Consider the following 11,597-nt stretch of genomic DNA (forward strand, 5'->3'; position numbering starts at 1 on the left):
ATAAGACCGGCCGGCCCAACGGTTGCGAGCACGGGTTACGTACAGGCGGACTGGCCGCCGGTGCCCGTCACACCATCAGTCGAACCGGTGGGCGTCAAATTACGATTGTCCCTGATGAGGAACGCGGCCTCTCGGCGGAATGTCGTATTCTGCACGAACATGGTGCCAAACAGCGGCTTGTACTGGTAAAAGACTTCCACGTACATGACCGCCGAGCCATTACCCGCCGTGATCTTGTGGCCTGTCGGCCCCATCCCGGTAACAGTCGCCCCTTCTTTCCCATAAGCGGATGTAGCAGCAAGACTGCCTCGGCATCGCTGCCAGTGAATGTATTGACTGCCGGTGGCGGCATTCACTTCGAGGCTGGAGAGCACGATCCGGCCGCTCGTCTGGAAGTTGAATGAATTTCCCTCCGCCAAAGCACCGGCCATCACTGAATCGACCTGCGCTTCGGTTACGGTTGGCGTCACTGCGCTATTTTCGGTCTGGCCCAAGCGCGAGGCATTATCCGCGACGGACGTCGCGATCTGCGCCACCTCCATGTTCACCACGGTCATATACGCAAGCTCAATGCCGTACATCCCGAGCACGGTCAGGATCGGAAGCGCAAGCGCGAACTCGGTCAGAGCGATACCGCGCGTGTCCTGCCCCGCGCGGCGCAACAAGTTGCCTAAGATCATCAACATGTTCCTGCCGATGCCCCGTATTCCTTCTGCGTCGCATAAGGCTGGTTCTTGCGCACGGTCGACGCCGTGAGAGTCCGCGATTTTCCTGTCCCACCCACGAACGGGTTTGGAAAGAGAGGCGTGTAAGTGACTGTGACGGTGTAGACCACCACATCGTCGGCACCGCCGTTGCCGGAATTGCCGATGTCGGCATCCCACCGTCCGTTGCCGTTTTCGTCAGTGTAGGCTTCGCCATTGTCGCAGGTGTTGTTGTTGTTCTTGTCGTTCCACACCTCAGGCCGGGCGATATCGTTGAAGTCATAATAGCTTTTGCGCGACGTGGTGACTGCGGCGCCGGGCAGCAAACCCTGTATCATCGACTTCACATAGGCATCCGCCTTCGCCGTATCGCCGGTTTCCAGCGAGGAACTTCGCGCAGCCTGCTCGGCCGCGCCATGCAGCACCGCCTCTGCGTAAACCATATACCCTACGTCGAATATGCCGAACAGCAGGAGCAGCAGCACCGGGGCGACGATCGCAAATTCAACGATCGTGGCTCCGCGCGATGCCTTCCATAATTGGGCCAGCCTGCGGCAGGAACCCATGGTTCGCCAATGCCGGGCCCGTGTCATGACGTCACCCGCAGTTCGCCGACCTTTTTCGCTATCTGCTGGAATGCCGTGTTCAAACCCGTCGCATCCGTGGCGACGAACGAACTGTCGTCCGAAGCGCAATAAGTCAGATCGGTGCTGAGCGCGGAAGTGAAAGCTATGACCCAGACACGAATGCCCTTGGCCTTAATGGCATCGCACACGGCGCGGAAACGCGACGAGTGACGCGCTGCATCGTTCGTGGAACCATCGGTGGTCACCTTGCGGTCCCACCACTCAATACCCCAAGCTTGCAGCACGGAGATATTCGGCTCCATGAAACCGTCCGTCATGAAGATCAGGTGGCGGGAGACCTCAGCACCATTCGATGGCTTTTGATTCACATTGCTCTGGAAAATGCCGCTGGGCGAAAGCAACCGGCTGCCCCAGATCATGCCGATATCAAGATAGGTATTGCCACCCGCGCTCAACGAATTGGCATAATCGGCGAACGACGTCGCATCCATTTCCTGCAATTGCTGAGCTGCCACCGGGCAGGCCGAACTCACCGGATCACCATCAGTAGTGGATGAAAGTGTCGGGTTGTACGTGCTGTGGCGAACGTAGCTCACTTCGGGCCAGAGCGGGCTCCATTTCGTCTTTGGATCGGAGGTCGGCGCGCTATCGATATCGAGGTCCAGAGCACCTGAGGGGGAGATACCGGTGACCGACGAATAGCTGAACGTGCTGCTGGTGTTGACGGTCTGGCGCTCAAGAATGCAGCCTTCCCATGTTGAGGAAACGGCAGTGCCGTTATCGCCGGTATAAGTGCTGACGGGTTGAAAAGTCTTGTAGACGCTCGTGTCCCGGCTCAACGCCGCGTATGTCCAGAAACCGAAGATCGTCGAAGACGTCGGCACTTTTGTATATGTAGCGCCGGTGTAAATCGTAGACGAGACGGCATCGCGGGTCTGGTATTGAACCTGTACGAGGTACTTATTCCCTTGCTGGGCGCACTGATATGAAGCCTTCGCCTGTGGCTGTGTCGAAGTGATGGTTACAACAACCTGACCACTGGAGTTCACACTGGAACTCGTGGTGGAGGACGCAGAGCCATTGTTGGAATAAGTGGTATCGTTTGGCGGGCGAGCCGCAGCGCATGAGCTCGAATTGTTGTATTTTGTTCCGTTGTAGGAAGTCCAGAACGAGGTCTGGTTGTTCTGGTAAACGGGATTGCTCGATGAACTGGATGCCTTACTGTAATCTATGAAAGTCGCCTCACGCGTCTGATACGTCGGACTATCGGCCAGATAGGACGGGTCGAGGTCGTACAAGAGATGCCCGACATTCACCGTCGTCGAAAATGGCACAAAACCATAGCGTACTCGCGCGTTAGAACCTTTAGTCGCCGTCGACACTGTCGAATAGAAATTGTTCATGGCGTTCCGCAGCGCCTGAATGCGGGTCGTGCTGCCAAGCGCGGAATCCATGGAGCCGGTCGTGTCCAGCACCATCATGACATCGGCATTGCCCATGCCCATCGAAGAAGTGCAAGAAGCCGAAAGCGGGAAAGTCATGAAGCCGAACAGGCGCATGATCGCAGTTGAATAAATTGTACTGGCGCTGGCTTTTACCGTCACTCCATTATCATCCGACGATGGCGTGAACGTCGTGCCGCTTGTCTTTTCAACGCTGTCGCTGAAATTCGTATAGAAGTAATTGTTCGCCGTGGTCGTTGCCGCCGCGTCGAAACCGCTCGTAGTTACCGCATGTCGTCCCGCCAGCACGGCAGCGTCACAAGCGGCCTGCAGACGGCTTTGGACACGATATGCCTGGCTCATGTCCACCGCCGATCCCACAATGGCCGCTGCAACGACCATTCCGATCGCCGCCAGCGGCAGAACATTACCAGCAGTATCGCGAACGAGTCCGCGCAGGAGGGTGATGGCTTTATACATGTGCTGACCAAGCTAAATTCGACCGAGAAATCGATCGATACTAACTAACGATACAGCTAATCCCTTAACGTTCTCTCAAAGGCGAGGACCAGTCCAAAATGAACCTTGATCGGCACGAGCCATCCGCCATCGACACTCCTTCACGTAAGCCACGCTCGGCTAGAAGGCGCTTAAGCCTCCCTCACCCAATACTGCATCGTCTTCACCGTCTCTCCCTCGTCCCGGTGGTCTTTCCACTCGAACTCGGTAACAAAGCCTTTCACCGGCGCGTAGCCGCGCTTGTGCCAAAAGGCGTCAAGGGGGCGGTAGTTCGTCGGCCGGTCCGGGTGATCCAACGGGCGAACCACTGCCGCGAAAGTCGTGATCTTCGCGCCGCATTTTGACGCCTGCGCCTCGCGGTGATCGAAGAAGGCATGGCCGATGCCTTGCCCCCGGTATTCCGGCAGCAGGACGGATTCGCCGAAGTAAAACACCTTTGACACATCCAGCCCGCGTGTTTCGAAAGGTGCGCGAAACTCCGCCTTCTGCCCATGCATCGGTGAGGCCGTGGCGGCGCCGACGATCCGGTTTTCATCGCACGCAGCTACCAGGATGCCGTCCGGCGTGGACGCGAACTCGTGCAGATAGTGCGCCTCATAAGCCGGATCGCCATCGTAAAGGTAAGGCCATTCGGCAAAAACCGTCATGCGCAGCCTTCCGAGATCGTCGATGGCGGCAAGGACGTCCTCGCCCATTAGCACTTTGATGGTGACGGTCATGGCGGGTCGATCGTCCTTAGCAGGGAGAATGGCCGCCTGGATAAACCCCCGCCCCCTGCCGGGCAACGCATGGTCCGCACGCCCAGTCCACCGCAGCGGGCACCGTCCGATTTGCTTTTGAACCGGCTTGCACTATATGCGCCGTCAAACGCCCCGGCCGTAAAGTCGCCCGCGACTCCATCGTGCCGGGGTTTGCTCTTTTAACGCTTAAGGACGAAACCGATGTCCCGTCGCCGCCAGATCTATGAAGGCAAGGCCAAGATCCTTTACGAAGGTCCGGAGCCCGGCACGCTGATCCAGTATTTCAAGGATGATGCCACCGCGTTCAACGCGCAGAAAAAAGGTACGATCCAGGGTAAGGGCGTCATCAACAACCGCATCAGCGAGTACGTTTTTACACGCCTTAATCACATCGGCGTACCCAATCACTTCATACGCCGCCTCAACATGCGCGAACAACTCGTGCGTCAGGTGGAGATCATCCCGATCGAGGTAGTTGTGCGCAATGTCGCCGCGGGCTCAATCTCGAAGCGCCTAGGCATCGCCGAGGGCGAAATGCTGCCGCACACGCTGATCGAATATTATTACAAGGACGATGCGCTGGGCGACCCCATGGTTGCTGAAGAGCATATTCGCTGCTTCGGCTGGGCCGCTCATGACGAGATGCAGGACATCGCCGACATGGCGATCCGCGTGAACGATTTTATGTGCGGCATGTTCGCCGCGATCAACATCCGCCTGATCGACTTCAAGCTGGAATTCGGCCGCATCTGGGATGGCGAATACAGCCGCGTGATCCTGGCGGACGAAATCAGCCCGGATGGTTGCCGCCTGTGGGACATGTTCACGGGTGAAAAGCTGGACAAGGACCGCTTCCGCCGCGATCTGGGCGGCGAGGAGGAAGCTTACCAGGAAGTGGCCCGCCGCCTGGGCCTGCTGCAGGATGACAGCGGGCCAAGCGAAGTGTTGGACTTGTCCAAACACCGTAAGCTTCGGGGCAAGTAACCTCTTCCAATTCGGGGATAAACCGGGGCCGGATCGCGATATCAATGCGGCCCAGCCTCTTGTTATATTTCCGCCGCTGAGGCACTTCTGCGGTAATGAGAGGACTGCTGATCGCGCTCCTCGTGGTGCTGGCCCCCGCGCCGCTCGCCGCGAGGCCGGCCCCCTACCCTGAAGACATCCGCTGGGCGTTCGAGAAGAGCGACATTCCCGTCGATCCGGATTTCCGCTTCGGCCGGCTCGACAACGGCATGCGCTATGTGATCCGTCACAATGCCACGCCTGCCGGAACGGCCATGGTGCGAATGGATGTGGCCGTGGGGTCGCTGGACGAAAGCGATGCCGAACAGGGCTATGCCCATTTCGTGGAGCACATGGCCTTCAATGGTTCCGCCCGGGTGCCCGAAGGCGAAATGGTCAAGTTGCTGGAGCGTGACGGTCTGGCTTTCGGCGCGGACACCAACGCCTCAACCAGTTTTGATCGTACAGTCTACAAGCTCGACCTGCCGCGTAGTGATCCGGTCTTGCTCGACACCGCGCTGATGCTCATGCGCGAGACGGCGAGCAACCTCACCATGGCGCAAAGCGCGGTTGAGCGAGAGCGCGGCGTGGTGCTGTCGGAAATGCGCGATCGCAACACCTGGGCCTATCGCAACGCTGTCGACGCCGCCCGGTTCTTCTACCCCAAGGCGCTCTATTCCAGGCGCTTCCCGATCGGCACCGTGGAAACGCTGAACACCGCGACCGGCGCATCGCTGCGCGCATTCTACAAACGCGAATACGTGCCTGCACATGTAACGCTGGTGGTGGTCGGCGATTTCGATGTAAACACCGTCGAGGCTGGCATTCTTCGCCATTTCAATGATTGGTCTCAGGCCGGCGCCAAGCGCCAGCCCAATGGAGGCCCCGTCGATCATCACGATACCGACCGCACTGAGATCTATATCGATCCGGCCCTCTCCGAACGGGTCACGCTGCAACGCAATGGACGCTACCTGGAAGAACCGGATACAGTGGCTCACCGGCGAGAGAACCTGCTGCGGGAAATCGGTTACGCCATCGTCAACCGCCGATTACAGCGCCTCTCGCGCAGCGCGGAGCCGCCATTCCGGGGGGCTGGCCTCGGCACCGGAGAAGTGTTCCGAATAGCTCGCTCAACGCGGCTGATCGTTGATACCGTGGACGGCAAATGGCGACAGGGGCTTGAGGCGGCGGCACACGAATATCGCCGCGCTCTCACATTCGGTCTTGCGCAGGGCGAGGTCGCGGAACAGCTGGCGGACGTGCGCGAAGCGCTGGTGAATGCGGCCGGTTCAGCCCAGACGCGCACCAATTACGCGTTGGCGCAAATGGCGCTCTCGCTGGTCGATGATGAGATCGTCCCCTCCACGCCGTCATCCGTTCTCCAGCGGTTCGAAGCTTTCGCGCCAAGCGTCACGCCTGGGACGGTGCTTGCGGCAATGAAGCGAGAGGCTTTGCCGCTCGACAAACCGCTGATCCGGTTCGAAGGTCGCATTGCGCCTGAAGGCGGCGAAAAGGCCATCCGTGAAACCTGGCGAGACGCCATGCACGAGCCTGTCGCAGATGAAAGCGCGAGCCTTGCGACTGGTTTTGCTTATGCCGATTTCGGGCCGCCGGGAAATATCGTGAGCGACATGCGCGAACCGGAACTGGGCATCCGGGAGATACGCTTCGCCAACGGCGTGATGCTTAACCTGAAGCGGACTGATATCGATAAAGACAAAATCCTGGTCAGCCTTTCCCTCGACGGCGGAGATATGCTGAACACCACGGCCAATCCACTGGCAAGTGAAATGGTCCCTTATCTGGAGGAGGGCGGACTTGGGAAGCACAGCCGCGACGAACTGGATTCGATCCTCGCCGGCCGGACGGTCGGCATTGGCCTTAAACGCGCAGAAGATAGCTTCAACGCGGATGTCCAGACCACGCCGCGCGATCTGGAATTACAGCTGCAATTGCTGACAGCCTTCATTACGGACCCCGGTTACCGTCCCGAAGGTGAAATACAGTACCGTCAGTCCGTCAACAACTACTTCGCGCAACGCCGGGCAACCCCCTCCTCCGCGTTGCAGGCGGACATTGGCGCGGTCCTTTCCGATAACGACCCGCGCTTCAGTTTGCAGAAGATCGACAGCTACCGCCACCTTACTTACGCCAAGCTGCGCGAGGACATCGGCGACCGGCTGGCGCATGGCGCGATCGAAATCGGCGTGGTCGGCGATATTGACGATGACCTGGTGATCGCGTCGGCGGCAAAGACACTAGGCGCCCTTCCCCATCGCGAGCCGGCATTTCGCCCTCACGAAGACCAGCCGCCTCGCCGCTTCACCGCCGAGCGATCGCAACGTGTGGTCCGCCACACCGGCCCGGCCGACCAGGCGGTGTTGCGGATCACATGGCCCACTCGCGACGATACGGATCCGATGGACACGCTAACTCTGGAAATGCTGGAGCGAGTGATGCGTATCGACCTGACGGACCAGCTTCGCGAGGTGCTGGGGAAAGCTTACTCCCCTTCTGCGAACAGCAATCTTTCGCGGTATTGGAAAGGATACGGCACGTTCTCGATCACCGCCTCCCTCAATGTGACCGACGTACCGGCCGCACGCGCCGCAATTCGCCAGGTGATCTCCGAATTGAACGCAAGGCCCGTTGACGAAGACATATTCCGCCGCGCTCGCCAGCCGCTGCTTGAAGCGCTCGAAAACGCGCTCAAGAGCAATGCCGGCTGGCTCTCGCTGGTCGATCGCGCGCAATCGGAAGCCGACCGGATCGATCGTTATCGCAAGGCCAGCGCCCGACTGCTGCAACTCACCCCGGCCGATGTCCAGATGATCGCCCGGCGCTATCTTGTGCCTGACGCGGGGCTGGAAATTCTGGTGCTTCCTGAGGGCGTGCCAATGCCGAAATAGAGCGCTTGCCCCGGCAGCTTATCGGCCGGCCGGCACACTACGAATGGCGGCAAGCGTGGGAACAAGTTCGTCGAAATGATCGATCAGCGCAGTCGCACCAAGCTCTGCGGCAGGAAGGTCGTTGAAGCCAAAGCTTACCCCAACACACGGCAGACCTGCGGCCGCGGCGGCGCGCGTGTCGTAAGTCGAATCGCCGACATAAGCAGCGGGGCCGCCGCCGCCACGCTCCAACATCAGGTGAAGCAGATCGGGATGAGGCTTGGCGCGGCCCGGCCCTAGCGTGTCGCCGCCGATCACGGTCACGAACCGGTCGGACAGGCCCAACTCGGTAAGGACCTTGACGGCCAGCCGCTCCAGCTTGTTAGTCACCACCGCCAGCTTGACGCCTTGAGCGGCCATCGCGCCCAGCATCGCCTCACCGCCGGGAAACAACCGCGTTTCGACCGCGATATTCGCCTCGTAGTAGGCAAGGAGCATGTCGTGCAAAACCTCGAAGCGAAGCGCGTCAACCGGTCCGCCGGTCGCGTTCAGCGCCTTTGCCAGCATCTTACGCGCACCACCGCCGACCATGGCGCGCACATCCGCGAAAAGCACGGCGGGCCTGCCTTCGTGCGCGAGCGCGTGATTGACAGCATGGGCGAGATCGCCGTGCGTATCCAGCAACGTTCCATCAAGATCGAAGCCGACAAGAGCAAAAGGAACGCGAGTCATTCTCGGCCCGATGGCTCCTTCCTGTGGAAACCGCAACAATTTGCTGGCAGAGGAAGTGCATGACTTCCGCCAGCTCCCCTCTCGCCATCATTGTCCTCGCCGCCGGAAAAGGCACTCGCATGAAAAGCGACTTGCATAAGGTGCTTCATCCCATTGCCGGACGGCCAATGCTTGAGCACTTGCTGAGCAGCGTGCAGGAATTGGCTCCGCAACGGCAAGTCGTGGTGGCTGGGCATGGGCGAGAACAGCTTGAGCAGGCGCTAGGCGCGCGTGCGACCATCGCGGTGCAGGAACCGCAACTGGGCACGGGCCACGCCGTGCAACAGGCAGAGCAGGCGTTGCAGGGCTTCGACGGCGACGTGCTGATCCTTTACGGCGATGTGCCTTTTGTGCGCGTGGAGACGATGCGCGCCATGATCGCGCGGCTTCACGCGCCCGATGCGCCCGCCGTGGTCGTGCTGGGTTTCGAACCCGAAGACGCGTTGCAATACGGCCGCGTGCTCGCTCATGACGATGGGCGGATCGTGATGATGGTTGAATACAAGGATGCCGATGACGAACAGCGCGCGTGCCGCTTGTGCAACTCGGGTCTCATGGCGGTAAAATCGGCGGACTTGTTCGAATTGCTCGGCAAAGTCGGCAATGACAATACGCAAGGCGAATATTACCTCGTCGACATCGTCAACATCGCCACTCTCGAAGGTCGCCCCTGTGCGGTCATCATCACGGACGATCCTGACGAGGTGGGCGGCATCAACAGCCGCGGAGAGCTGGCCGAAGCCGAAGCCCGCTGGCAGAGGAAGCGCCGGGTACAGGCCATGGCGGACGGCGTCACCTTGATCGCCCCTGAAACGGTGTTTTTCGCCTGGGACACGCGGTTAGACCGCGATGTCACGATCGAGCCGAACGTGGTGTTCGGCCCCGGCGTGACCGTGGCGGACAACGTCGTCATCCACGCCTTCTCGCATCTGGAAGGCGCGACGCTGGAAAGCGGCGTTGCTATCGGGCCTTATGCGCGGCTACGCCCCGGAGCGGTTCTCAAGGAGCGGGCAAAGATCGGCAATTTCGTCGAAGTGAAGAACGCAGTGCTGGGCGAAGGCGCCAAGGCCAATCACCTCTCTTATGTCGGCGATGCCGAGGTCGGCGCGAACGCCAATATCGGCGCGGGCACGATCACCTGCAATTACGACGGCTATTTCAAGCATAAGACCGTGATCGGCGAACGTGCCTTCATCGGCTCCAACAGCGCGCTGGTGGCGCCGGTGAAGATCGGCGCGGACGCCATCGTCGCCGCCGGCAGCGCCGTCACGCGCGATGTCGCCGCCGGTGAACTCCGGCTGGTACGCGGCGAACAACTGGTCAAGCCTGGCTGGGCCGATCGCTTCCATGATGCCATGAAAAAGAAGAAGGCCGAGCAGAGGAAATAACTTCCTCCGTCTCGGCCATCCCCTTCCGGTGCCTAGGAACCTATCGCCTTCTTGCGGGCGATATAGCCGATCTCGGCCTTCGCGGCCTCGCTCCCCGGATCATATTCCTGCGATTGCCTAAACAGCCGCTCCGCCTCGTCGAATGCGCCCAGCTCGATCTTGTTGTAGCCCATGCCACGCAAAGCCCGCGCCGCCACGGCGGCGTCCGGGCCGGTCTTTTCCTTGTCAACGATCGCCCAGGCACGAGCGAAGAGATCGTAGCTTTCCTGCCATTGGCGTCTTGCCTTGAACAGTTCCGCATACTCGTTGGCATAATGAGCATTGGCAGGTGCCAGCTGGGTCGCTTTGAGCAATTCCGCTTCGGCCAAATCCCCGCGCCCGAGATCGATCAGCGCGAAGCCCTTGCCGAAATGAGCGTCGCACACCGCGCCGTCCAGCAGCACCGCTTGCCCCCGGCCCTTGACCTCTGCGGCTTTATCGTTGCGGCATAGACGCGGACGCGAATCACCCTCGGCCGGTTCCGCGAATGCTATGACCCGATCGAACAGCTTCACCGCTTGAGCCTGCTTGCCTTCCCGGATCAGATCGAACGCCTCATTCACCTGACTGCCAGCATCGAACCGGGCCGGCTTGATGTCTCGGCCGAAGGCGGCCCCAAGAGCCTGGGATTGCTGAACAACGCCAACCTGAGGCACTTCGGAAACGGTGGCCGCATGAGCCGCGCCAGCAGACAGCAGACACACTACTCCCGCAAATAGACTTTGCTTGAACATCAGTGTTTTTCCTCTCCCAAAACACTGATGCTGCGCCGGTCTGTGCCGAGCCCTGTTTTTGGGGCTGCTCGTCAGAATAGTGTTCGTTGAAGCGCGCAGAATATCCGACCGGCGCGATTTGACAAGCCGGAGCGCCGAAATCACATCCTCATTCACTTGGCGGGGCGGATGATGGCGGCCGCGACGCCTTACGGCGGGCAGAACCGGGGCGAAAGCACCTTGCTGGGGCTAGGCGTGCTTGGCGGCGTGGCGACTATACTGGACGACGATTGACCGTCTCGACAAGCGGGCGCGGGCGGTGGCGAGCCGCCCGCGCCATTCCTGGCTCAGCGGCAGTGTTTCCTACCGTTGCGGGCAAGCTTGTTTCCGGCAATGCCGCCGGCGGCGGCCCCGCCGATAACAGCGACCGGACCGCCGAAGACCACCTTGCCCAGCAAGGCGCCACCTGCGGCGCCGGCAACGGCGCCCGTCGTCTTGTTGAAACGCAGACACCTCCCGTGGCCAGGATCGCCGTGCCGGTAATGATGCCGATGCCGAGCTTCGGCGGGGGCGGAAACCGCAAGGCCGGCAATCGCCAGACCCAGGGCAAACTTATGCAAAACAGTGATTTTCATAGCCAGATACCTTCTGATCGAGGCAAACCCCGAACCTTCGTGATAAACCGCGCCGCGATTGCCGCAAGTCGCTTGTCGCATCATCCTGTCGTCCTGCTTGGTCTGACTGCCGAAGCCTTGTGCATGATATCATGACGCGATATCGGATCGGTCGATGCCGGATATC

At 60.2% G+C, this 11,597-nt stretch carries 10 protein-coding genes; 3 read left to right on the plus strand and 7 right to left on the minus strand.

Annotated elements, in window-relative coordinates:
* Positions 1 to 35: 35 nt before the first annotated feature.
* The 4 genes from V7D69_RS02960 to V7D69_RS02975 form a co-directional block, all read right to left on the minus strand.
* On the minus strand, positions 36 to 680 hold the full coding sequence (locus tag V7D69_RS02960) for a TadE/TadG family type IV pilus assembly protein (protein WP_324063553.1): 645 nt from the start codon (positions 678 to 680) through the stop codon (positions 36 to 38).
* Positions 680 to 1,297, minus strand: a complete 618-nt coding sequence (locus V7D69_RS02965) for a TadE/TadG family type IV pilus assembly protein (RefSeq protein ID WP_324063554.1) — start codon at positions 1,295 to 1,297, stop codon at positions 680 to 682. The genes V7D69_RS02960 and V7D69_RS02965 overlap by 1 nt, the downstream gene beginning before the upstream one ends.
* Positions 1,294 to 3,213 carry a pilus assembly protein TadG-related protein gene (locus V7D69_RS02970; protein WP_324063556.1) on the minus strand — a complete coding sequence of 640 codons (1,920 nt, stop codon included), beginning with the start codon at positions 3,211 to 3,213 and terminating at the stop codon, positions 1,294 to 1,296. Before V7D69_RS02970 ends, V7D69_RS02965 begins: the two co-directional genes overlap by 4 nt.
* Before the next feature lie 170 nt (positions 3,214 to 3,383).
* Positions 3,384 to 3,971 carry a GNAT family N-acetyltransferase gene (locus tag V7D69_RS02975; RefSeq protein WP_324063557.1) on the minus strand — a complete coding sequence of 196 codons (588 nt, stop codon included), beginning with the start codon at positions 3,969 to 3,971 and terminating at the stop codon, positions 3,384 to 3,386.
* Between the two features lie 222 nt (positions 3,972 to 4,193).
* On the opposite strand from V7D69_RS02975, the gene purC reads away from it, so the two are divergent.
* Positions 4,194 to 4,976, plus strand: a complete 783-nt coding sequence (gene purC, locus V7D69_RS02980) for a phosphoribosylaminoimidazolesuccinocarboxamide synthase (protein WP_324063559.1) — start codon at positions 4,194 to 4,196, stop codon at positions 4,974 to 4,976.
* 95 nt (positions 4,977 to 5,071) lie between these two features.
* A complete protein-coding gene (locus V7D69_RS02985) occupies positions 5,072 to 7,906 on the plus strand; it encodes a M16 family metallopeptidase (RefSeq protein ID WP_333605029.1) in 2,835 nt (944 codons plus the stop codon).
* A gap of 18 nt (positions 7,907 to 7,924) precedes the next feature.
* Here V7D69_RS02985 and V7D69_RS02990 read toward each other — a convergent pair whose 3' ends face one another.
* Entirely contained in the window at positions 7,925 to 8,617 is a 693-nt protein-coding gene (locus V7D69_RS02990; RefSeq protein WP_333605030.1) for an HAD-IA family hydrolase, read from the minus strand.
* Positions 8,618 to 8,676: 59 nt separating this feature from the next.
* On the opposite strand from V7D69_RS02990, the gene glmU reads away from it, so the two are divergent.
* Positions 8,677 to 10,044: a bifunctional UDP-N-acetylglucosamine diphosphorylase/glucosamine-1-phosphate N-acetyltransferase GlmU gene (glmU, locus tag V7D69_RS02995; protein WP_324063564.1), complete on the plus strand. Its 1,368-nt coding sequence runs from the start codon at positions 8,677 to 8,679 to the stop codon at positions 10,042 to 10,044.
* 32 nt (positions 10,045 to 10,076) lie between these two features.
* On the opposite strand, the gene V7D69_RS03000 is transcribed toward glmU, so the two are convergent.
* Both V7D69_RS03000 and V7D69_RS03005 read right to left on the minus strand, forming a co-directional pair.
* Positions 10,077 to 10,817: a tetratricopeptide repeat protein gene (locus V7D69_RS03000; RefSeq protein WP_324063565.1), complete on the minus strand. Its 741-nt coding sequence runs from the start codon at positions 10,815 to 10,817 to the stop codon at positions 10,077 to 10,079.
* 326 nt (positions 10,818 to 11,143) lie between these two features.
* The gene (locus tag V7D69_RS03005) at positions 11,144 to 11,431 is read right to left on the minus strand and encodes a hypothetical protein (RefSeq protein WP_333605031.1); all 288 of its coding nucleotides are present in this window, start codon (positions 11,429 to 11,431) and stop codon (positions 11,144 to 11,146) included.
* Positions 11,432 to 11,597 lie beyond the last annotated feature (166 nt).

Source organism: Novosphingobium sp. (genome assembly GCF_036733805.1).
In the GTDB taxonomy this organism is placed as follows: domain Bacteria; phylum Pseudomonadota; class Alphaproteobacteria; order Sphingomonadales; family Sphingomonadaceae; genus Novosphingobium.